The 21,737-nt window shown below is 56.8% G+C and carries 19 protein-coding genes and 2 pseudogenes; 11 read left to right on the forward strand and 10 right to left on the reverse strand.

Features of this window, described 5'->3' with window-relative positions; genetic code table 11:
- Window positions 1-13: 13 nt before the first annotated feature.
- Window positions 14-448 (forward strand): mercury resistance transcriptional regulator MerR, encoded by a 435-nt coding sequence (gene merR / locus JTY93_RS27825; RefSeq protein WP_003131969.1) that lies wholly within the window; start codon window positions 14-16, stop codon window positions 446-448.
- Between the two features lie 32 nt (window positions 449-480).
- Window positions 481-2,772, forward strand: a pseudogene (locus JTY93_RS27830) (Tn3 family transposase); the annotation flags it as partial.
- A gap of 199 nt (window positions 2,773-2,971) precedes the next feature.
- On the opposite strand, the gene JTY93_RS27835 reads toward JTY93_RS27830, so the two are convergent.
- The 4 genes from JTY93_RS27835 to JTY93_RS27850 form a co-directional block, all read right to left on the reverse strand.
- Complete coding sequence (locus JTY93_RS27835; RefSeq protein ID WP_000480968.1) at window positions 2,972-3,808, reverse strand: aminoglycoside O-phosphotransferase APH(6)-Id; 837 nt, start codon at window positions 3,806-3,808, stop codon at window positions 2,972-2,974.
- Complete coding sequence (gene aph(3'')-Ib / locus JTY93_RS27840; RefSeq protein WP_001082319.1) at window positions 3,808-4,611, reverse strand: aminoglycoside O-phosphotransferase APH(3'')-Ib; 804 nt, start codon at window positions 4,609-4,611, stop codon at window positions 3,808-3,810. Before aph(3'')-Ib ends, JTY93_RS27835 begins: the two co-directional genes overlap by 1 nt.
- 399 nt (window positions 4,612-5,010) lie before the next feature.
- Window positions 5,011-6,447 (reverse strand): glutathione synthase, encoded by a 1,437-nt coding sequence (locus JTY93_RS27845; protein ID WP_000105382.1) that lies wholly within the window; start codon window positions 6,445-6,447, stop codon window positions 5,011-5,013.
- A gap of 167 nt (window positions 6,448-6,614) precedes the next feature.
- Complete coding sequence (locus JTY93_RS27850; RefSeq protein ID WP_001067858.1) at window positions 6,615-7,319, reverse strand: IS6-like element IS26 family transposase; 705 nt, start codon at window positions 7,317-7,319, stop codon at window positions 6,615-6,617.
- A gap of 68 nt (window positions 7,320-7,387) precedes the next feature.
- Here JTY93_RS27850 and JTY93_RS27855 point away from each other — a divergent pair, with 68 nt between their 5' ends.
- The 5 genes and pseudogenes from JTY93_RS27855 to JTY93_RS27875 all read left to right on the forward strand — a co-directional run bounded on the left by JTY93_RS27855 (window position 7,388) and on the right by JTY93_RS27875 (window position 11,561).
- A complete protein-coding gene (locus JTY93_RS27855) occupies window positions 7,388-7,726 on the forward strand; it encodes a hypothetical protein (protein ID WP_205477432.1) in 339 nt (112 codons plus the stop codon).
- A gap of 313 nt (window positions 7,727-8,039) precedes the next feature.
- The gene (locus tag JTY93_RS27860) at window positions 8,040-9,035 is read left to right on the forward strand and encodes a YobF C-terminal domain-containing protein (protein ID WP_201792384.1); all 996 of its coding nucleotides are present in this window, start codon (window positions 8,040-8,042) and stop codon (window positions 9,033-9,035) included.
- A gap of 172 nt (window positions 9,036-9,207) precedes the next feature.
- Window positions 9,208-9,939, forward strand: coding sequence for a GNAT family N-acetyltransferase (locus JTY93_RS27865; RefSeq protein ID WP_201792383.1), 732 nt, complete (start codon window positions 9,208-9,210; stop codon window positions 9,937-9,939).
- 104 nt (window positions 9,940-10,043) lie between these two features.
- A pseudogene (locus tag JTY93_RS27870) lies at window positions 10,044-10,854 on the forward strand (aminoglycoside adenylyltransferase family protein).
- A 110-nt stretch (window positions 10,855-10,964) separates the two neighbouring features.
- Window positions 10,965-11,561 (forward strand): isochorismatase family protein, encoded by a 597-nt coding sequence (locus JTY93_RS27875; RefSeq protein ID WP_201792543.1) that lies wholly within the window; start codon window positions 10,965-10,967, stop codon window positions 11,559-11,561.
- A gap of 89 nt (window positions 11,562-11,650) precedes the next feature.
- Here JTY93_RS27875 and JTY93_RS27880 read toward each other — a convergent pair whose 3' ends face one another.
- Window positions 11,651-12,391 carry a class I SAM-dependent methyltransferase gene (locus JTY93_RS27880; protein ID WP_089519107.1) on the reverse strand — a complete coding sequence of 247 codons (741 nt, stop codon included), beginning with the start codon at window positions 12,389-12,391 and terminating at the stop codon, window positions 11,651-11,653.
- Window positions 12,392-12,934: 543 nt separating this feature from the next.
- Here JTY93_RS27880 and JTY93_RS27885 point away from each other — a divergent pair.
- The 4 genes from JTY93_RS27885 (at window position 12,935) to JTY93_RS27900 (ending at window position 17,086) form a co-directional block, all read left to right on the forward strand.
- Window positions 12,935-14,290 (forward strand): amidase, encoded by a 1,356-nt coding sequence (locus JTY93_RS27885; protein WP_205477431.1) that lies wholly within the window; start codon window positions 12,935-12,937, stop codon window positions 14,288-14,290.
- Window positions 14,274-14,954: a TetR/AcrR family transcriptional regulator gene (locus JTY93_RS27890; protein ID WP_089551199.1), complete on the forward strand. Its 681-nt coding sequence runs from the start codon at window positions 14,274-14,276 to the stop codon at window positions 14,952-14,954. The genes JTY93_RS27885 and JTY93_RS27890 overlap by 17 nt, the downstream gene beginning before the upstream one ends.
- 153 nt (window positions 14,955-15,107) lie before the next feature.
- A complete protein-coding gene (locus tag JTY93_RS27895; protein ID WP_201792542.1) occupies window positions 15,108-15,866 on the forward strand; it encodes a DUF3626 domain-containing protein in 759 nt (252 codons plus the stop codon).
- A gap of 51 nt (window positions 15,867-15,917) precedes the next feature.
- Window positions 15,918-17,086 (forward strand): IS3 family transposase gene (locus tag JTY93_RS27900; protein WP_089551198.1). Its coding sequence is split into 2 segments (ribosomal slippage): window positions 15,918-16,182 and window positions 16,182-17,086, totalling 1,170 coding nucleotides; the frame shifts between segments, so codons are not numbered across the junction.
- A gap of 454 nt (window positions 17,087-17,540) precedes the next feature.
- Here JTY93_RS27900 and JTY93_RS27905 read toward each other — a convergent pair.
- From JTY93_RS27905 to JTY93_RS30220, 5 genes are all read right to left on the reverse strand, one after another.
- Window positions 17,541-18,158 carry an HAD-IA family hydrolase gene (locus JTY93_RS27905; RefSeq protein WP_240357309.1) on the reverse strand — a complete coding sequence of 206 codons (618 nt, stop codon included), beginning with the start codon at window positions 18,156-18,158 and terminating at the stop codon, window positions 17,541-17,543.
- A 338-nt stretch (window positions 18,159-18,496) separates the two neighbouring features.
- On the reverse strand, window positions 18,497-19,900 hold the full coding sequence (locus JTY93_RS27910; RefSeq protein ID WP_141092627.1) for an MATE family efflux transporter: 1,404 nt from the start codon (window positions 19,898-19,900) through the stop codon (window positions 18,497-18,499).
- A gap of 102 nt (window positions 19,901-20,002) precedes the next feature.
- Window positions 20,003-20,365 carry a P-loop nucleotide/nucleoside kinase family protein gene (locus JTY93_RS27915; RefSeq protein ID WP_201792552.1) on the reverse strand — a complete coding sequence of 121 codons (363 nt, stop codon included), beginning with the start codon at window positions 20,363-20,365 and terminating at the stop codon, window positions 20,003-20,005.
- 339 nt (window positions 20,366-20,704) lie between these two features.
- Window positions 20,705-21,241: an AAA family ATPase gene (locus JTY93_RS27920; protein ID WP_097438428.1), complete on the reverse strand. Its 537-nt coding sequence runs from the start codon at window positions 21,239-21,241 to the stop codon at window positions 20,705-20,707.
- A gap of 5 nt (window positions 21,242-21,246) precedes the next feature.
- The gene (locus JTY93_RS30220; protein ID WP_219815863.1) at window positions 21,247-21,447 is read right to left on the reverse strand and encodes a transcriptional regulator domain-containing protein; all 201 of its coding nucleotides are present in this window, start codon (window positions 21,445-21,447) and stop codon (window positions 21,247-21,249) included.
- Window positions 21,448-21,737 lie beyond the last annotated feature (290 nt).

The raw sequence follows: 21,737 nt of genomic DNA on the forward strand, positions 1-21,737 counted from the left end.
GGAGTCAAGCGATATGGAAAACAATTTGGAGAACCTGACCATTGGCGTTTTCGCCAAGGCGGCCGGGGTCAATGTGGAGACCATCCGTTTCTATCAGCGCAAGGGCTTGTTGCTGGAGCCTGACAAGCCCTATGGCAGCATCCGCCGCTATGGCGAGGCGGATGTAACGCGGGTGCGCTTCGTGAAATCAGCCCAGCGGCTGGGCTTCAGCCTGGATGAGATCGCCGAGCTGCTGCGGCTGGAGGATGGCACCCATTGCGAGGAAGCCAGCAGTCTGGCCGAGCACAAGCTCAAGGACGTGCGCGAGAAAATGGCTGACCTGGCGCGCATGGAGGCCGTGCTGTCTGAGTTGGTGTGCGCCTGCCATGCGCGAAGGGGGAACGTTTCCTGCCCGCTGATCGCGTCACTACAGGGTGGAGCAAGCTTGGCAGGTTCGGCTATGCCTTAGCGTGCTTTATTTTCCGTTTTCTGAGACGACCCCACATCGAGCGGCTGAAGACATTTCAGCTGGTGGACTTGCCCGAAGGCCTGGGCCGACACATCCACCAGAACCGCCTGCTCAAGCTGGCCCGCGAGGGTGGGCAGATGACGCCCAAAGACCTCGGCAAGTTCGAGCCGCAGCGACGCTACGCGACCCTGGCCGCCGTGGTGCTGGAGAGCACCGCGACGGTGATTGATGAGTTGGTCGATCTGCACGACCGTATCCTGGTCAAGCTGTTCAGCAGCGCGAAGCACAAGCATCAGCAGCAGTTCCAGAAGCAGGGCAAGGCGATCAACGACAAGGTGCGCCTGTACTCGAAGATCGGCCAGGCTCTGCTGGAAGCCAAGGAAAGCGGTAGCGATCCCTATGCCGCCATTGAGGCGGTGATTCCCTGGGACGAGTTCACCGAGAGCGTCAGCGAGGCCGAGCTGCTGGCCCGGCCGGAAGGCTTCGACCATCTGCACCTGGTCGGCGAGAACTTCGCCACTCTGCGCCGTTACACGCCGGCCTTGCTGGAGGTGCTGGAACTGCGCGCTGCCCCGGCTGCGCAAGGCGTGCTGGCAGCCGTGCAGACCCTGAGCGAGATGAACGCCTACAACCTGCGCAAGGTGCCGGCCGATGCGCCCACCGCCTTCATCAAGCCGCGCTGGAAGCCGCTAGTGATAACCCCGGAAGGCCTCGACCGGCGCTTCTACGAAATCTGCGCCCTGTCCGAGCTGAAGAACGCGCTGCGCTCCGGTGACATCTGGGTCAAGGGCTCGCGGCAGTTCCGCGACTTCGACGACTACCTGCTGCCGGCAGAGAGGTTCGCCGCGCTCAAGCATGCGCAGGCTCTGCCCCTGGCGATCAACCCGAACAGCAACCAGTACCTGGAAGAGCGCTTGCAGCTGCTGGACGAGCAGCTGGCCACCGTCACCCGCCTGGCCAAGGACAACGAGCTGCCCGATGCCATCCTCACCGAGTCCGGGCTGAAGATCACCCCGCTGGATTCCGCGGTGCCCAATACCGCGCAGGCGCTGATCGACCAGACCAGCCATTTGCTGCCGCGCATCAAGATCACCGAACTGCTGATGGACGTGGACGACTGGACGGGCTTCAGCCGCCACTTCACACACCTGAAGGACGGTGCCGAGGCCAAAGACCGGACATTGCTGCTGTCAGCGATCCTGGGCGATGCAATCAACCTCGGGCTGACCAAGATGGCCGAGTCGAGCCCCGGCCTGACCTACGCCAAGCTGTCCTGGCTGCAAGCCTGGCACATCCGAGACGAAACCTACTCGGCGGCCCTGGCCGAGCTGGTCAACCACCAGTACCGTCATACCTTCGCCGCTCACTGGGGCGACGGCACGACCTCTTCTTCCGATGGCCAGCGCTTCCGGGCGGGTGGTCGAGGCGAAAGCACCGGCCACGTCAACCCGAAGTACGGCAGCGAGCCGGGGCGGCTGTTCTACACCCACATCTCCGACCAGTACGCACCGTTCAGCACCCGCGTGGTGAATGTCGGCGTGCGCGACTCTACCTATGTGCTCGACGGTCTGCTGTACCACGAGTCCGACTTGCGGATCGAGGAGCACTACACTGACACGGCTGGCTTCACCGATCATGTCTTCGCCCTGATGCACCTGCTGGGCTTCCGCTTCGCACCGCGCATCCGCGACCTCGGAGAAACCAAGCTGTATGTTCCGAATAGCGTCCAGGACTACCCGACATTGCGCCCAATGGTTGGCGGCACCCTGAACATCAAGCACGTCCGCGCCCATTGGGACGACATCCTGCGCCTGGCCAGCTCGATCAAGCAGGGCACGGTCACCGCCTCGCTGATGCTGCGCAAGCTCGGCAGCTATCCGCGCCAGAACGGCCTGGCCGTGGCCCTGCGCGAGCTGGGCCGGATCGAGCGCACGCTTTTCATCCTCGATTGGTTGCAAAGCGTCGAGCTGCGCCGGCGCGTGCATGCTGGACTGAACAAGGGCGAAGCCCGCAACTCCCTGGCCAGGGCGGTGTTCTTCAACCGCCTCGGCGAGATCAGGGATCGGAGCTTCGAGCAGCAGCGCTACCGGGCCAGTGGCCTCAACCTGGTGACGGCCGCCATCGTGTTGTGGAACACGGTGTACTTGGAGCGCGCCACCCAGGCGATGGGCGATGCGGGGAAGTCGGTGGATGGTGAGCTGCTGCAATACCTGTCGCCGCTGGGGTGGGAGCACATCAATCTGACCGGCGATTATGTCTGGCGGCAGAGCCGCAGGCTGGAGGACGGGAAGTTTCGGCCGCTAAGGCTGCCCGGAAAACCTTAGCGTACGATTTTTTCCGTTTTCTCTATTCGCCCCCTGCAGCGCAGAAGCACCTTCGGTGACCAAGAGCTGCGCCCTTGGATCCGCAAACCAAAAGGGGTCGTTTGCGGGAGAGGGCGAAATCCTACGCTAAGGCTTTGGCCAACGATATTCTCCGGTAAGATTGATGTGTTCCCAGGGGATAGGAGAAGTCGCTTGATATCTAGTATGACGTCTGTCGCACCTGCTTGATCGCGGCCGCGATAGCTAGATCGCGTTGCTCCTCTTCTCCATCCGCGTTCCAAGCTGCGGAAAGGCACCCATAAGCGTACGCCTGGTCGAGCAGGCGACGCGGATCGACGTCCAGCGCACGAGAGAATGCGTCCGCCATCTGTGCAATGCGTCTAGGATCGAGACAAAGGTCGTCTCTGTCAGCCGGATCGTAGAACATATTGGCGGCGCCAAAGCCCACTTCACCGACCAGACCGACGGGATCTATCACCAGCCAGCCGCGACTGGAGAACATGATGTTTTCATGATGCAGATCGCCATGTAGCCCACGCAGTTCCGAGGCATTGCTCATCATTTGATCGGCTATAATCGCCGCGTGGACGTAGTCAGTTTGACAACCTGCGTTTTGATCATCGCGCGCCCGCTGAAACAAAGCTGCAAAGCGATCCCGGATCGGGAGAAGGGCAGAAGGCAGGGGTTCCTCAGATGCGGCATACAGCTTCGCCATTAGTTCCGCTGCAATTTCGGTCGCCTGGTAGTCGCCGTGCTCGGCAACGATGTGAGAGAGCATTCGCTCCCCGGCATATTCGAGCAACATCAGATTGTTCTCACGACCGAGCAACCGGACTGCTCCCCTCCCATTGCGCCATACCAGATAGTCGGCCCCGCGCAGTTCATCAGCAATGTCTTCTATAGGTTTCAATCCCTTGACGATTGCAGGAGTCCCGTCTGGCAATGAAACTTTCCAAACGAGGCTGGAAAAGGTGTCCGCAATGAGAACAGGTTGCGAAACGTGCCAATGAGCAGGAAAAACAGGCGGCATGAACATCAACCCCAAGTCAGAGGGTCCAATCGCAGATAGAAGGCAAGGCGTTCGCGGTCGGGGGCTTCGATCCCCAATACATTGAATAGGACAGCGAAGGCGCGCTCTGCTTCATCTGGCGCTGCCCAGTTCTCTTCGGCGTTAGCAATCATGAGTGCCAAATCGGCATAGCGATCTGCTGTTCCGAGCCGCCCAAGGTCGATCAGACCCGTGCATTGAAGAGTTTTAGGGTCCACCATGAAGTTCGGCATGCAGGGATCACCATGGCAAACAACCATATCGGTGCGCTCTTGGTCGAGCCGCACCGGTAGCTCTCGTTCGACACGAGCCAAAAGATCGAGCTGCGGCGTACTCTTGTCCTCGTCCGGTAAGAAGTCGGGATTGACGGCATTGCGGGACACCACATCAACGGCGCGTCCGAACATTCGCGACAGCCTGCGCTCAAACGGACATTGATCAACCGATAGGCTGTGAACAGCGCCAAGTTGCTGCCCCATTGACGGCCACGCTTTGAGCAAATCCGCTCCAGACAGATCAGCCGCCGGTACTCCCGGAATTGCCGTTATCACCAAGCATGCACCCTCCTGTTCCTCCTGCCAGTTGATCACCTCGGGGCAAGCCACACCTCGACCTTTGAGCCAAATGAGGCGGTCACGCTCTCCAGCGAGCTCACCGCGGCGGGAAGCAGGTGCGATTTTCGCGAAGGCATGCCCGTCACCACGTCGAAAAACAAAATCACCAGATTCTCCGCCTCTGACAGGCAACCAGTCAGAATGCGATTCACCAAAAAAAATATTAGTTCGATTCAATGGAGGTTCCTTCAGTTTTCTGATGAAGGGGTCCGCTTGGAAAACGGAAAATATCCCACGCTAAGACTGTTTGCTGTACAAATTGATGTCGACAGCGCGTAATGACCGTAGTCACAGGAACAGCTAATGGTATTGAAAATTGACCCGTAACTGAAACAGCATCGACCCAGCAGCGATGATGTGAACCTTGAAGAACTTTGGGTGCAGCCTCTTATAGCAGCAGTTTTTGCTGTTGTTCCCTTAATAAGATATGCCCTGTAAATACCCTCATGGCTTCATTTATAATACTATTATTAGCTTACTACGACTCAGTCTAGAAACAGCATCATCTCCACTGGGGCTAAAACACCACTTACCGCATGCTTTCATATAACCAGATTTCAGCCCCCTTGAAAAGGACTAATCGCTGTATACCAGCGAGTCTAAAACACCTTGTCCACTATGGACCCCTCCCTCTGTCGATTCAGCTGATTTGCTACGAATTAGATATCCAGCAAAACTGTGCTCAGCACTGGAGGGATTGTTATCTGTCTGCACGGAGAACATTCCAAGTTCGCTTATCAAATCATTCACCTTATGCAACTCCCCTTTACGCACAATCAAGGTGGGCATAGCTCGGGGCTGAGGGTGTAAACGGCGCATCAGCGACCAGGACTGATATTGTTGTGGAGTGAGTTCCGTCAGTTTTGTCAGGATATCCGCACCAAACAGACAATGCCCCCCGCCTTCACCCTGATTTTTGAGAACCCAGGTTTCCGAAGGAGACTCTTTTGCAAGGTTGATACTATCCGGGCTGATGGGTAACATCTCACCCAGTATCGTTTTTGCTATTTTAGCTTCCTGCAGTGTTAATCCAAATGCGACAAACTCGTCGTAACCCAATTGCGAGAGCAGCATTTGTACTCGCTTGCTGGTCGCCAGTTGCTGGCCAACTGTGGCGTTCACTGCAACCCGGTGCTGCTCAATGAATACTCGGGTCGCCATCAGCGCCTGACAACACTCCTGCTCATCGATATTGAATGCTTCATAATCAGAATACTGATATCCGGCACGTAAGTAGACGGTATCAAGTGGGCCTACACCCTCGAGAATGAGCCTGTTGTCGGCGCCTGTACTCAATTGATTATGCAGTTCACGAAAAGTCCTGCGATGCGTTTCGATTCCTTTTTGCTGGAGGGCGAGCTCAAGCAAGTGTTGATCAAACACATTATTTTCATTCTCCTGCACAATCATCAGGAACCTGGCAGGGCCGGGGTCTCCGAACTCCTGCTTAATTCTGCAAGTTGCCTGACAAATCGCTGCTGATAACCCTTCGATCGCTTGATTGTCGACAAGCGCCCCTGTTGCCTGATTCGATAAATCAGAAAAGACAGCGGGACATTGCCGTTGTAGATAGTGATGCAGATCATGTATCCGCTGACCAAACGGCCCCATTCCTGCAGCTATACCATTGAACTCTATAAGCCTGAACCCATCACGATTATCATCCATAAAGTCGCTACGCATAATGAGTAATGGTAATCGAGGAGCATGCCTTGATGATGAATGGATTTGTTGATGCATGTTCAGGAGGGCTGAAAAGAAGGCATTCCCGGCCTTGATGGGATAAATCGCAGAGTACAAAAAATCATGATCCTCAGAAACTGAATAGATTAATTTGCTGAGTATTCCTGTTGCATTCTTTAAGTACTGATAGGATTTACGGCTGATAGGTGTTGGTGTCAGGGTAAACGGGGTATGCACTGCGGAATACGACGATTCCTTGAAAGCAACACCATGAGTTAAGGCCCATTCGACGGCATCATCCTTGAGCTTCTGAACATCAAGAGTACTCATTTTACGTCCCCTGATTTTACCTGGCATATCATTGGTGGTTGTTACTTGGCTATCAGCCTATAAAATTTGATTGATTACTTCAATAGTTCTTGTAGCATTGAATTATGAAAAAAGAGGCACTGTTGCAAAGTTAGCGATGAGGCAGCCTTTTGTCTTATTCAAAGGCCTTACATTTCAAAAACTCTGCTTACCAGGCGCATTTCGCCCAGGGGATCACCATAATAAAATGCTGAGGCCTGGCCTTTGCGTAGTGCACGCATCACCTCAATACCTTTGATGGTGGCGTAAGCCGTCTTCATGGATTTAAATCCCAGCGTGGCGTTGATTATCCGTTTCAGTTTGCCATGATCGCATTCAATCACGTTGTTCCGGTACTTAATCTGTCGGTGTTCAACGTCAGACGGGCACCGGCCTTCGCGTTTGAGCAGAGCAAGCGCGCGACCATAGGCGGGCGCTTTATCCGTGTTGATGAATCGTGGGATCTGCCACTTCTTCACGTTGTTGAGGATTTTACCCAGAAACCGGTATGCAGCTTTGCTGTTACGACGGGAGGAGAGATAAAAATCGACAGTGCGGCCCCGGCTGTCGACGGCCCGGTACAGATACGCCCAGCGGCCATTGACCTTCACGTAGGTTTCATCCATGTGCCACGGGCAAAGATCGGAAGGGTTACGCCAGTACCAGCGCAGCCGTTTTTCCATTTCAGGCGCATAACGCTGAACCCAGCGGTAAATCGTGGAGTGATCGACATTCACTCCGCGTTCAGCCAGCATCTCCTGCAGCTCACGGTAACTGATGCCGTATTTGCAGTACCAGCGTACGGCCCACAGAATGATGTCACGCTGAAAATGCCGGCCTTTGAATGGGTTCATGTGCAGCTCCATCAGCAAAAGGGGATGATAAGTTTATCACCACCGACTATTTGCAACAGTGCCTCGTCATGTACCTCCGAAAGGACGAAGTTCAGCGGCTTTTCACTGGCATTGTCGAGCGATTTCCTACCGGCGAAACGGCGTTCGATGCCTTCAGCCGGCTTGGGGTTTGGTTCGTCCAGCGACAGACATCGGTCAAGGCGACGGGTGCGACCCTTCACTGGGGCATCGACGATCCGCATGACCTGGAACGAATGGTGCCACGAATGAAGTTCGCCGCGGAAGTGCCTGCCTATGATCCATCCTATCTAGACCGCTTTTCATTTGCGGGCCGCATGAGCATCAAAGCCATGTTGGAAATCCCGGCGTTACGACGGACTGGCCGGTTTCTGCGGTACCGCTTTTAGAAGGCGCTCAGACGATGTTGGCATATCCATCGCGATTTGGGACCTAATCCATATGTTCAAATGTCCAGTGAGATTTAAGTTCAATGGCTGAGAAATTTGCGACAAGTGATCGTCGCATAAGAAAGAACAGTGATGCCAGCACGTCAGCCTCGCAGACTGTTTAGCAGTAAGACCGACAACCTATGTCATCGCAACACGCTGCAGATCCTCTTGGTCTTCGAGAGCTTCGAGCATAGAGAGAAACGGTGGTTGACAATATCTAGAAAAATGCCGCTCTTACTTTGCCTCTCGCGTGCCGTTCGGAGGTAGTTTCATGAGGCATTTCCCGTACACCGGCTCCGGCCCTTATTGTTATTCGAACTCGCTCGCGATGATGTTCGGCGGCGCTGCGCCCGCTGCGGCGGTCATCGAGTTTGCGACCGGCAGCCCGTTTGGAATGCAGCTGGTCGGAGGTGCCTTGCCATTCTTCGATCCCTATGGATGGACTCCAGAGCTGGGCGTCGATGCCGCGCTCGATGCCATGGGCTGGTCCTCCTCCGTCGCGCGGGGGGGCAGCGCGCAGGAGGCGCTTTACCGGCTTGAGGCCGCACTTGCCAATGGTCCGATCTGGGTTGGCCCGATGGAAATGGGCTACCTCCGGCATCAGCCGGGCAAAGACGGTCCTATCGGCGCAGACCATTATGTTGTCGTGCTCGCTCTCGAAGAGGGCCTGGTGCGAATGCATGACCCGCAAGGTTATCCCTTCGCTTGCCTGCCGCTCGATGACTTTCTGATCGCGTGGCAAGCCGAGTCCATCGACTACGGCGAGCCTTACTCGATGCGCGCCGATTTCCGACGCGTGCGCGAGGTCAATGAGGAGGATATCATCCGGGCCTCACTGCCCGCCGCGATGCAGTTGCTGTCCATGGAAGGCACGCAACATTTGCCGGAAGGCACAATCGGCAACGGCGACGCCGCCGAAGCCCTTGCGTGTATGCTCGAAAGCGGGTGCGACGACGACCTTCGCGGTCACCTGATCCATTTCGCCATCCGCGTGGGGGCCAGGCGGCTCGCGGATGCCGCAACGTGTCTTGCCAGGATCGGTTACACGGATGCGTCGCAAGTCGCATCGAGACAGGCGCAATTGGTCGGCTCGTTGCAATACCCATTGACGGTTGGACGCGATGTTGAAGGGGCTGCCGTCCTGCGAAAACTCGCCCCGACGTACAAGCTGCTGCTCTCTGCACTGCGGGAACCGCGATATGACAGCTTCGGGCGGTCAGCCGTTGGCAACGGACTAGCTTGCTCGCGCAAACTCAATAATCCGTAGCGCTGCTAGGCGCAGGCCAACCGAAGAGGGCCGCCGAACGGCGAGGCCCATCTCTCCTGGGCAAAGAGATGAAGGCAATGGCAACGAAGCCGGATATGACCAAATTCGTTGCCGTATCAGCGATCGCGGCAACGTTGTGTGGCTGCCAATGGACGAATAGCGGAAAAGATTAATGCTGCTTGGAATGGACTGGCTCAACATCGACTATTGTACTCTCTTTCAATTGAGAAATGACGGGCGGATCGAGCGCGAAAACGACCCTGACAATTCGCCGGGACCACGCTTCTGGCTGGCTGGATGCGCAGAGGGCAACATCTTCGGGGTGCGCGACGATTTGCCAGACGACGTCTACACAGAGCTGGAAAGCCTCGCCGCGAGTGAGCCGGCATTCACTCATCCGGCAACCCCGAGGCACCTCGATCGCTATCTGTCGCTGTTCAACGAAGACGGTCCTGTCGCATATGATCTCGGCCTGATTTACGAACTGCCGCATGCGCTCTCCTACAGGAGCGACGCTCGGATAATCGGCAGCGATTCCGCAGAAGGCCAGGACCTGATGCTGTCCTGGGCGGCGGAGGGCGTACCGGACGGCCTTGTCGAACTTGGCTTTCGCGAGGTGACGGACTTCTGGGAACCTTGGTGCGTCGCCACTGTCGACCGGCGGATCGCATCGGTCGCGTTTGCTGCACGGCTGTCGGAGGTTGGTGCCGAACTCGGGCTGGTGACGGCGAAAGCCTTTAGAGGCCAAGGCCTCGGTGCCGCTACAACGGCGGGCTGGTCACGGCATCCAGCGCTTCAGTCTCGCACACTGTTCTACAGCACAGACCGAAACAATGTGTCATCGCAATACGTTGCCGAGCGCCTTGGCCTTCGGCTTCGCGGGGCCAGCTTGCGAATCTCATAGGTCAGATCGTGAGGGGCCGCATCCAACATCAAGAATGCAGTCGCCGGATCCGATAGGGCACAGCCACGGTATTCAGGAAGACGAGTTTCCATTCAGGACGAGACATGCAGGAAGCAACAACAGAAATCCCGAAACAAGCGCGGGCGGTATTGGACACTGTTCGAGGCGTCTTCGAGGACGCCTTGCTGGCAGTATATCTGCATGGATCAGCGGTCTCCGGTGGTCTGCGGCCGCAGAGTGATATTGACCTCCTTGTCGTCATCGATCGCCCGATGACAGAAGCGCTGCGCAAAAGCCTGCTGGCCGCCTTGCTGCGGGTTTCCGGTCGACATCCTGCCAGTCCCGGCGGCCCGCGCTGTATCGAGGTGATGTTATTCCAGAAATCTGAACTCGCCGTGCCGGGATTTCCGGCGCGGGCTGACTTCATCTACGGTGAGTGGTTGCGGGACGCCCTTGAAGCTGGCGAACTTCCGATGCCTGTGACAGACCCTGAAATCACCCTGGTGTTGGCGCAGGCCCGGAAAGAGTCTCGCCCCCCTGTTCGGTCCCGACGCTGCCGACTTGCTGCCGGAAATTCCTGCGGAGCACATCCGACATGCGATGCGCGATTCACTGCCTGCGCTACTCAACGGCCTGCATGGTGATGAACGAAATGTTCTGCTGACGCTTGCCCGGATGTGGCACACGGCAACCACCGGGAAGTTCATTAGCAAAGACGCCGCAGCGACATGGGCGATGCCTCATTTGCCAGAGCCGCTGGCGGAAGTAGTGGCCTGTGCCCGTGAGGCATATCTTGGCCGAGTCAAGGATGACTGGGGAACCAGCCAGGCTGATGCGCGGCAGACAGCTAATCACCTATACCAACAGGTGATTACTCTTCTGAAGCGCGAGGAGTCCCAGTTGAACTCAACGTAGACCGATGTCCCTCCGAAATGAATACAACGAAAATTGTTCACCCGCGCGCCGGCGGCAACTGAAGTCATAACCAAGATCTATCTTTTCTCGATCGTGAAGTTATGAGGCCAATGCAGAATTACGTCCCGATCTCGATGAATACGGTTGACGCCCTGATCGTAGTCGATGTGCAGAATGCCTTCGTATCAGGTCCGGAGGCTGTTCCAGGACATAAAATGCTCATTTCTGCGATTGAGCTATTACTTACTCAGGCTAGGCTCGCCAACGCGCCTGTGATCTTCCTCCAAAACGATGGTCCTGTCGGTGCCACCGATGAGCCGTTCCAACCGGGGTGGGCACTCTTCTTTCCTCCGCGACCACACGAGAAGATCGTACGGAAAAAGAATGATAACGGGTTCGACGGAACTGATCTGCACACTATCCTTACAGGCCTCGGCATACGAACAGTCGCGATGTGCGGAATGCTCTCGGATATGTGCCTTGCTGCTACAGCGCGGGCAGCCATGGAGCATGGTTACGGCGTTTTGCTGCCGCACGACGCGCATGCAACCTACGACGTTCCGGCCGGCCCAGGGTCAGAAGCCGTTCCCGCAGCGATGGCGGCGCGAGCGGCAGAATGGTCGCTTGGAGACGAGATAAAGATTTGTGCGGCGTCGCATGAAGTCCGATTTGTAGCAGCGCGCTCCGACGCGCCGGCCATCTTTTGATGACTGTCTGAAAGCTAGACCGCCGTAGATGTCAAAGTGACAGTCAATCCGCTAGCCGCCCGTGTTATGTGGCACGGGCGGCTTGACGCCTAGCGTGTTTCTATCTTCCGAGCCGAGACCAGGAGCATCATTGGCCGCTCCAGCTCTTCGGCCAGTTCAGGCGAGCGCTCAATCTGTTCGCGCGTCGGGGCGAACTCCTCGATCCTCCGCAATCCGAAACCAGCATCAATCAGCGTATTGAGGGTGGTGCCGAGGCTCCGGTGATACTTCAGCACGCCCTTGGCGAACCAATCCGTGCGGCGCTCGCCCTCAAGTGAGTAGCCATTAACCGGCCAGGTCTTGCGGCCGTCTTCATCGATGATCCAATGCGGATGCGCCGCAGCCATGAAAATCGGATGCTCGGCCGTAAAGACCAGATCTCCGCCGGGAACGAGCGTCTTATGAATCATACGCGTGAGGCGCCGGAAGTCTTTGACATAGTGGAACGTCAGAGCGCTGTAGACGACGTCGAAAGCGGCCTCAGGCAGTTCCAGCGTCTCGAGATCTGCGATCTGATATTCGATGGCGGGGTCCGAGGTATCGGCTTTAGCGCGGGCAATCATGTTCTGCGACAGATCGAGGCCAAGCACCGAGACCGCACCTTGCGCGCGCATCCAGCGCGATGCCCAACCGAAGCCGCACCCTAAATCGGCCACGCGCTTGCCCGTGAGCGCAGGCAGCATCGCCCGGATTGCCGGCCATTCGGGCGCACCGTCAAGCCCGTGAACCTGTCGCGGCAACTGGCTGTAGCCAGCAAAGAAGTTGGGATTGTCGTAGATATTCTGTGCCATGTTTAGCTCCATAGGGAATGGAGGACGAGGCACGTTTCCAAGCCGAAAGACCTCGTCCACGAGGGGCGAGGCCAGGGTTGGCGATCCGCGTGTTCAGCTTGCGTGGTCGACATCCCGGCACCCCGCCTTGGGGATGCCGGCCAACCGGGCGACAATATGGGTGTCCTTCTCGACCATGGCCGAGATTTTGGTGAGATCTCAGGCAGTGTCAAGTCTGCGGCACAGCAGGAACTGTAGCAAATGCATCGGTAACTCAGTTCAGTCGATGCCTCTAGCAAGCTCCGGTGATGTAGAATGTTCAAGGGCCGCCATTTCGATCCCTCGGTGATCCCGCTCTGCCTCGGCGCCGCTCTCGACGAGTTCAAGACCTAGCAGACCGGAGTTTACGGCAAGCTTCCTGCGTCCTTGAATTGAAAAAAGAATCAGCTATTCTCTTTTAGGGATCAAGTTCACGGAGCCGATATGTCAGTTTCAGCCACGTCACTTGCCAGTCTGGATGCTTGTGCCCAGGTCGAGTTGGTGCGCACAGGAGAAGTCTCGGCCTTGGAACTGACCGATGCCGCTATCGAACGTATCGAACGCCTAAACCCGCTTCTCAACGCGGTGGTATCGTTTGACTTTGACCAAGCCCGTCGCCGTGCCCGCGTGGTCTCCAAGGACGCATTGTTTGGTGGCGTGCCCACACTGATCAAGGATGTCCTACCCTATCCAGGGCTTCCGCTCGGAATGGGTGGGAGATTCCTGCCGCAGTTTCCCATGCCGAGCGGCTCCCCCTATACGGACGCACTGGATGCGGCAGGTCTTGTCGTGCTGGGAAAAAGTGCGACCTCTGAATTCGCTCTCCTGGGCACAACCGAGCCCGTCGGCGGCAAACCCGTGCGCAATCCATGGAATTTGAGCCTCTCGTCAGGCGGGTCGTCTGGTGGCGCCGTTGCCGCGGTCGCATCTGGCATGGTGCCGATCGCGCATGCATCCGACGGTGGCGGCTCGATCCGTGGCCCGTCCTCATTTTGCGGGCTCTTCGGCTTCAAACCAAGTCGAGGACGTACCCAATCCAATGGCCTGCCCGAGAGTAGTCCGAGCGTGCAGTTCCTCAGCGAACATTGCGTCAGTCGCTCAGTACGCGACAGCCTCGCTTGGCTTCAGGCGACGGAGCGACAAGACAACCATCAGCACATGCCGTCGCTTGATGAGCTTCGGGCCAACCGAAGGCCGTTTAGGATCGGCGTCTATCGCAACGATGGTTTCGGCAATGCCCCTGATCCTGATGCTGCGGCCGGCCTCGAGCTGGCCATGCGGACATGCGAGGCGCTGGGACATTCGGTCGTCGAAATAAGTTCGCCCCCAATAGACACGAAGGCGGCAAGTGAAGCTTTCTTCACCCTTTCGGCAAGCATGGTTGCGGGCGGGCTGGAATTCTTCCGCAGCATGCTGGGCAGCGCCTATAACGAGGATAACCTCGAGCCCTACACACGCGAATTGGCAAAGCGAGCTCGAGCCATGCCGCAGGAAGCTTGCATCAGGGCCCTCGAAACGCTTTCGTCCGCGGCGGCGGTCGCTAAAGGAACCATGGCGGGTTTTGATGTCCTGCTCTGCCCGACGGTCGGCTTTCCGGCATTCGAACTTGGCAGATATACACCGGACAAAGACGTGGAAGAGCTCAACGCTTTTATCGTGAGAGTGGCGAGTTACACATTTCCGGCATCGCTCGCCGGATGGCCGGCGATGTCGATGCCGCTATATTGGACGCACGCCGGTTTGCCGCTGGGCAGCCACTTCAGCGCGGCAACTGGGAACGATGCCCTGCTGTTCTCCCTGGCCCTGCAACTGGAAGAAGCGCTGCCTTGGCAGCCCCGGTTCGGTTCCCTTATGGATCGCTTGTATGCCGCAACGGCTTAAAGACGATGTTCGCCAGAACATCCTAAGGTCCGCCGCCCACGTTTTTGCCGAGAAGGGTTATGGGGCGGCCACGCTCGCCGAGGTGGCGCAAGGTGCGCATGTCACGACCAGCAATATCTACAAGTATTTTCCTAACAAGGAGGGATTGCTAAACGCCCTTGTGACACCGACTATTGCTTCTCGCCTACTGCGCCTTGTGCGTGCTCGCATCCGCGAACTGGCAATCCGCGAAAATTGGAGTTCGGGGCAGGCGGATCAATCGCGGCCCGCCCAAGAATTGCTCTCCTTCTGGATCGAGCATCGGCTGGCCGTTCTCATTCTTTTGCGTGGTGCCGATGGTACACGTTTTGACCACATCCGCGATGTCCTGATCCGTGAGATGGAGCGCCTTTCATTGCGCTTCCTTGAGCGTCAGAGCCATGGCGAGACGGCTTCTCCTGAGGTTCGCTTCGTGCTCGTTCGACTCTTCACCAACACAATTGATATGATTGCCGATATCCTCGAAAACTTCGAGAACCGCGACGGGATCCGAGCGGCTTTCGCTGCCTTCTGGACTTACCAGCTCGCCGGACTCCAAGCCATGCTCCATCCTGAGAAACCCGGACGAACGCCTTCGAGTGCTGTGGACCGCCGCGGCTGGACAACCGACGACCGCACGGAATGAGCACACAAGACCGGAATGACCGCAAAGGATCGAAAGCTCTCTCTAGGAGCATCCGTCTGGACGCCGGCCCTTCCCATTTCCTGACGCTTGGTCAACTTCAGCTTCATGCTATTCAGAGACGTTCCGGATCATCGATTTCACGAAAGCCTGTCTATGGGTGACGTCAAGGCTTGCCTCCACCTGAAAAACCGGGCTGAAGCGCTCCGCTCAGCAAGCTCCAAGAGCAGCTTCACAGATATGGCAGGTGTATCGAACAGCAGCTGCAAGCATCATCCATGCGTGGACAAAGCGATCAGTCATGTTCGCAGCCGATCAGAAGGCTCTCCAGTTCCCACGGGATTGCCGGTCACCCTGAACTTCCATCCCGATATCCTGCATCGGGGCCGGTTGATGATTGAGGCTCTCGCACAGGAGGGAATCTATCGCTCGCAGTTCGAAACCGGCACGAGCAATGGCGGCATGACAGCTCACCCTAGCGGCGACCGTTGGCGGTGGGAAAGCGAGATGTTCGGCACTGCCTATGATAACGTGGCCCCAAACCTGCGCCCAAAATACGGAGCTCTGAACTATCTCAGAAGTGTGACAGGCGGTTCGCCGCGTTTTGGCTCTTCACACCTGCGGCTGCGCCCCCACGTTCTGGCTCGCACCACGTTCTGCTATCCTGATAGCTACCTAGATCCGGTTGATTTCGGTGTAGCCGACCGCATGAGCCTCATTGCCCTGGCAGAAAAGGGGCGAGCTGCGATGGACGTGCTGGACAGCTACATCGAAGCCCACGTGCATGGCCCGCTGATCCTGGCGGAGGACGTGGAGGCCATGGTCCTGGATTCGTGCTACCGCAACACACCCATAGAAGCGGTGGCAGCGACACTGCCCTTTGCTCTCGAATGGCATCCTGGTCTGCCCCCCTGAAAAGTGGTCCTCCCTGAATTAGGCTATTGAGCCATTTGAGAGGACGTTGGAATGCCCCAGAAGAAGCACAAGCCCGAAGAGATTGTCGCAAAGCTGCGCCAGGTCGATGTTCTGTTGTCTCAGGGCCGATCTGTTGGCGAAGCGGTTCGTTTGATCGGCGTGACGCAGTTCACCTATTACCGCTGGCGCAAGGAGTTCGGTGGCCTGAAGGGTGACCAGGTAAAGCGGCTGAAGGACCTTGAGAAAGAGAACGAGCGGCTTCGCAAGGCGGTGTCGGACCTGACGCTCGAGAAACTGATTTTGAAGGAGGCTGCCTCGGGAAACTTCTGAGCCCTTCCCGCCGCCGCCGATGCATTGACCATGTCATGGCGAAGTTCTCCGTCTCGGAGCGCTTCGCCTGCAAGGTTCTGGGCCAGCACCGTTCGACCCAGCGCAAGAGGCCTGGAGGCAGGCCAGATGAAGAGGCATTGACCGCCGACATCATCCGGCTCGCTTCCCGCTATGGCCGTTATGGCTATCGCAGGATCACCGCGATGCTGCGGTGCGAAGGCTGGACGGTGAATGCCAAGCGCGTCGAGCGCATCTGGCGGCGGGAGGGGCTTAAGGTTCCCCAGAAGCAACCGAAAAGAGGACGTCTCTGGCTGAATAACGGATCGTGCATCCGGCTTCGACCGGAGCACCCCAACCATGTCTGGTCCTATGACTTCGTCGAGGGCCGCACCCACAATGGCAGGAAATTCCGCATGCTCAACATCATCGACGAGTTCACCCGGGAATGCCTGGCAATCCGCATCGATCGCAAGCTCAACTCCACCGACGTCATTGATGTCTTGTCGGACCTGTTCATCCTGCGCGGCGTGCCGGGTCATGTTCGTTCCGACAACGGCCCGGAGTTCATCGCCAAGGCCGTGCGGGAGTGGATTGCTGCTGTCGGTGCGAAGACCGCATTCATCGAACCAGGAAGCCCATGGGAGAACGGCTACTGCGAGAGCTTCAACTCGAAGCTTCGCGACGAACTGCTCAACGGTGAAATCTTCTATAGCCTCGCCGAGGCAAAGGTCATCATCGAAGCTTGGCGACGCTACTACAACACCGAGCGGCCGCACTCATCGCTCGGATATAAACCGCCGGCACCGCAGGCCACCATCTGGCCTGCGCCGCCGCCCGGATCGACACCGCCATCTGCCCAGGCCATGGCCGAAAAGCCGATCATACATTAAGACTGAAACCGGGCCACCTAATGGGGTCAGGCCAAGATCGGCCTGGCCCTACGATTTAATAAAGCCGCCCCACAGTCTCTCAAGCGCGTGTGGCATTGCGTGGCGAGGTTCGGTAGCCCCATCGCCGAGTAGCATCCGGACAGGATCTGCCGCAATTTTCTACTGCGGACAGAAAGATCCTAGATCGGCTTGTGTCTGTGAGCTGATCGGGCAAGAGGAGGAGATGTCTGTCATGTCGGGATTGGTAATCGCAGTTTCTGTGGCGCTAGCCGCGACCACTGCTCGTTGAGGTCAGCTCCCTGAAGGAATCCAACCGCTGGAAAGTCCCAGCCTCTGGTTAGATATATCACAGACTGTTTTCATGATTTGTGGGCCACGCCGATGAAGCAGATTGCTAGGCCGAGACGAGATAGTCGGCAGAGCTTGACCCCACGCCTAGTCGACGGAGTCTATTTCATTGAAGTGATTGCTTGAGAAGTTCGTTTAATTGAGACATCTCGAAGAAAGGTACAGAGCCTTTGTGGCATGCCGCGTCTTTGTCTGGGACATAGTGGAAAGCCTTCATTCCAGCTTGCAGTGCGGCCTCGATACCAACCTCGCTGTCTTCGACAACCGCACACCTGTTCGGCGCAGCTCCTATCATTCTCGCTGCGTGTAAGAGAAGACCAGGATCAGGCTTCCAAAGCCCGACATCATAGGCGCTGAATACACGACCGATGAAGTGTCCGTCTATCCCGGTCCTTTTCAAGGCCTGGTGAATCTTGTGAGCCGGGCCGTTCGATACTACACACTTAGGGAGCGGCAAACTGTCGAGCATAGCTACGACACCAGGAATCGGTTCAAGGTCAATGGCGAAAAGCTCTGAAACGCGTGATCTATAAGCTTGTTCAAAATCTACCGGAAGCCTTCGACCTATAGACGCTTCAATTTCATTGAAGATCACGGACAGCTTTTTTCCTCGATAGTATTTTATCAAATCTCCAATGGGCTTGTTCAAATCGGGTAGCAGGTCCAGAAGCGCTTGATTACATATTGCCTCGCTGTCAACCAGTGTCCCGTCCAAATCAAACAAGACGCATACGCTCTTCATTCGATTGCCTTCAATTCTACGGACTGTGTCGCGAACGATATCAGGACGAACACCGAGTACGATAAGTTCTACATAGAATTGTGAAACCTAACACGGCATACCCTGGAATCTGTCCGTGAGGGGCGGGGTAATGGTGATGGCGGCGTTTGCCAAGTCCACCCGACCATACTCGCACCTTCACCGAGCGACGCTCGGCTAATCCGCAGCGATACCACGCAGGACCAGGAACAAATTCTGTACCGGACGGCGAACCGTGTATCTGTGCGGGTCAGCGGTCTCTGATGGGCTGCGACTGCAGAGTGATACTGACCTCCTCGTCTTCATTGATCACCCCATGAGTCCTGCGCACCAGCGGACGGATACTCGACCTTTATCAGGCGCTGCAAGGCATAGATCGCAGCGATTCCCGACAATGCGCTACCGACTGCCCATCCAAGGATAGCGCCTTCTGCGTCATAATGATGAGCACCTAGCGTCACTGGAACGACTACACCAACCGTCGATGCAAGCCAGCTGAGGAGCATGGCCATTCCCGCGCGTTTCATACTGGAAAACGCCGCGGTTGTGATGAACAGTGCGCCGTTGAAGAAGAAGAACACTGCTGCGAAACGGCAGTAGAAAATAACTAATTTCCGAGCGGTGCCTTCCGCACTGAAAAAGGCCGCCAGTTGTTCGGCGCAAAGCGCTATAATCAACCATACGAGTGCGACGTACAAGGCACTCAGGGACAGCGCGCTCCGTACCGTAGAGCGTATCCTGTCTCTCCGTTGGGCGCCGTAGTTCTGACCGACGATCGGAGACACCGCTCCCCCGATTGCGAAAAGAGCTCCAAAGGCGATCGGTATCAACCGCCCGATAATCGCCCAGCCAGCAACTGCTCCATCCCCGAACCGCGCCATTGTATGGGTCATGTATGCGCTGCTGATCGGGGTGGCGAGTTGCGCGACACTCGCAGGCACCGAAACTCCAAGAAACTGGCGCAGAAGGCGAACCGACATTTCGAAGGAGGGCGGTGCAACCAGCTTGTGAACCCGTATGGCTCCATGAGCCGCGAGCAGAAGCAGCGCAGCGCGAGAGATGACGGTGGCGATGGCAGCTCCCTCAAGCCCGCAATTCATGCCGAAAATCATGAGTGGGTCGACAACCGCCGCAATCAAGCATGACCAGATCTTCGCCTTCGTGGCACGACGGACGTCGCCTGCAGCACGTATAATTCCCGTCGCGCACATGCCGAGCACTGTGATCGGTGTTGAAGCGAGCGTGATTGTCAGAAAGTCCCCAGCGAACCTGCTGGTGTTTCCAGAAGCGCCAAGGAGCGCGAGGATATAATCCAGTTTGAGCAAGGACAGAATCGTTATGAGGATTGCAGGCAAGACGCTCAGTGTCATTGACACGCCCCCTGCCTCTGCAGCTTCTTCTTGGCTTCCGCGACCCAAGGCTTGGGAGACCATTGCCGTCGTCGCAACCGAGAGACCAATTGAGAGGGAGGTGGCGAAAAACTGGACCGCCGATGCAAATCCCACTGCGGCTGTGAATTCCTCTATCTCTAGCATCGAAATGTAGAAGAGGCTTAGAGCATCGACAAGGAAGACCGCGAGAGCCCCTGCAGCACTTGTTATCGACATGACGACAACATGTTGCATCGTCGAACCAGATGTAAATTTGGCTCTGTCACTTTGCACTGGGTCTGCCTCGCGCACGGAACCGACAAGACGGTGGTTCAATTGTTACTTCTTCTGACGGAATCGCCGCGTGGTCGTACTCTCAGGTTAGCGGGACATCCGTTCAACCTTGCAGGCAAGGTTGCAGAAGGTGGCAGCCAGCCCCTAAGTTACCGATGCAGCGAGTTCATCATCCGTAGGTGGCTCAAACACCTGCACCCATTCTAAAATCATCTCCTCAGAGATGCGGAAAGCTGTGGCCGGAAGCGCCGCATTCCGGGCCGCCAACCGGGTTAAGATCTCTTCGACGGGCGTCGGCACATAATGAATGACAGTGTTGGCTTTCGATTGCACAGCACGCCTGCGAAACTCGTCGCGCTCAGTCCGAGACCAGGAACCAAAGTGCAATACAATATCGACGCCCTGTACGAGTATGCGCTCGGCTATCTCCCAGAACAGTCCTTCTATGGCACGGTGCCTTGTGTCGTGCTCGGGATCGTCCAGATCTTGACCGAAGATGCGACTCATCCGGCGTCAGCCGAACAGCGGGCACCGACCTTTCGAGTTTCTTCGCCCGCGTTGTTTTGCCAGAGTCCGGTAGTCCAACCATCAGATGCAGTGTCGTCAACGAGTATCCTTTCCGCGGGATTGCTGCCGATTCGCGAGCGTCGCTTGTGCAGAACAGCGAGTTCGGGCAGCTCGTAAATCAGGCCGTAATCATGTGACAGGGCCACATCTGTTGAACATCAACAGACGGCGATCGAGGGTCTCTGAGGCGGAAGCTTGTCTCAAATGTCTCAGCCATCATTGAACTTAGGACTTCACGTGACCCGCAAATGCGTGCCACTCACTACACTTTCTTCTGTCTCATTCCGTCAGGAGATACGTTCCGCTTCGTACAGCCTGGATGACCGCGGCAAGGGTTTCCTCCCGAGTATACGCATCTATCGGCAGGGCATGCCTTTCAAGCTGACCGAGCGATGAGAGTTGCTTGTGGAGTTCCGTAATTGGCCCAGGATCCGTCAACGTGTTGCCGCCTCGCTCCTGGCAGCGCCGAATGGCCACGTCGAGAGCTGGGCGGAGAACGACGTAGTGAACAGGCACCGGGATTTTCTTGAATGGAGCGAGGAACCACGGTCCGACAATCCCATCCACGATGACAAAATAGCCGCCCCTGGCATAGCCTTCGGCGGCCTGCGCGAGCACGTCGAGAACAACGGTGTTCTGGTCATGCGCTTCCGGCAGATAGGGTTGGATCGCTCCATTCTTGATGAAATGCCAGAAGTCGTCGGAATGAAGGTGGACCTTCGACGATCCGGGCTCTCCGGCGAGAGTCTGCGCCGTCGTGGTTTTACCGGAACCAGGAGTGCCCGTCAGGATGAGTATTTCGCCTGTATGATTCATGCTTTCTACCTACATTGAGCAGGCCGATTGATAGCCTGCAGATCGCGGTCCGTCCTAAGTCCTCCGGCCTGGACAGTAGCTTGGAAATCGTGCCTGCATTCGTCATTGCGACGGAGATGCTCCCAGGCAAACCCGGCGGCAGGAATACGGCGTGGTCGGATATCGCCCGTGAGGTCAGTCGATATGCAGCATAGCGTCACCCCCATTTGAGGGCGGTGATAGTGAATGCCCCAATAGAGATTCTCCGCTGCTCATATCTAGACTGGTGGTCTATCATACAGACTGACGGTCTGATTTCAAGGGGCATTCATCTACCTAGCCCACGGTTGTTTTAAAGAGACCAGTAGTCTAACATACCGACCGATGGTCGTTTGATGTCATGGAGACGCTGAATGCCGCGAGTGATCAAGCCCACGGCTGTGCGCCGATTGGAAATTCTGGAATGGGCGCAGCGTATTTTTCTGTCGCGCGGCTAGGCAAGACGGCGGTTCAGCAT

The organism is Pseudomonas hygromyciniae (assembly GCF_016925675.1).
Classification (GTDB): domain Bacteria; phylum Pseudomonadota; class Gammaproteobacteria; order Pseudomonadales; family Pseudomonadaceae; genus Aquipseudomonas; species Aquipseudomonas hygromyciniae.

Coding starts and splice junctions, on each gene's coding strand:
- JTY93_RS27875 (WP_201792543.1), top strand. CDS start 10,965: ATGCAGAATTACGTCCCGATCTCGATGAATACGGTTGACGCCCTGATC.
- JTY93_RS27850 (WP_001067858.1), bottom strand. CDS start 7,319: ATGAACCCATTCAAAGGCCGGCATTTTCAGCGTGACATCATTCTGTGG.
- JTY93_RS27915 (WP_201792552.1), bottom strand. CDS start 20,365: ATGAGTCGCATCTTCGGTCAAGATCTGGACGATCCCGAGCACGACACA.
- JTY93_RS27865 (WP_201792383.1), top strand. CDS start 9,208: ATGCTGCTTGGAATGGACTGGCTCAACATCGACTATTGTACTCTCTTT.
- merR (WP_003131969.1), top strand. CDS start 14: ATGGAAAACAATTTGGAGAACCTGACCATTGGCGTTTTCGCCAAGGCG.
- JTY93_RS27860 (WP_201792384.1), top strand. CDS start 8,040: ATGAGGCATTTCCCGTACACCGGCTCCGGCCCTTATTGTTATTCGAAC.
- JTY93_RS27855 (WP_205477432.1), top strand. CDS start 7,388: ATGTACCTCCGAAAGGACGAAGTTCAGCGGCTTTTCACTGGCATTGTC.
- JTY93_RS27890 (WP_089551199.1), top strand. CDS start 14,274: ATGCCGCAACGGCTTAAAGACGATGTTCGCCAGAACATCCTAAGGTCC.
- JTY93_RS27920 (WP_097438428.1), bottom strand. CDS start 21,241: ATGAATCATACAGGCGAAATACTCATCCTGACGGGCACTCCTGGTTCC.
- JTY93_RS27895 (WP_201792542.1), top strand. CDS start 15,108: ATGGGTGACGTCAAGGCTTGCCTCCACCTGAAAAACCGGGCTGAAGCG.
- JTY93_RS27880 (WP_089519107.1), bottom strand. CDS start 12,391: ATGGCACAGAATATCTACGACAATCCCAACTTCTTTGCTGGCTACAGC.
- JTY93_RS30220 (WP_219815863.1), bottom strand. CDS start 21,447: ATGGGGGTGACGCTATGCTGCATATCGACTGACCTCACGGGCGATATC.
- JTY93_RS27835 (WP_000480968.1), bottom strand. CDS start 3,808: ATGTTCATGCCGCCTGTTTTTCCTGCTCATTGGCACGTTTCGCAACCT.
- JTY93_RS27845 (WP_000105382.1), bottom strand. CDS start 6,447: ATGAGTACTCTTGATGTTCAGAAGCTCAAGGATGATGCCGTCGAATGG.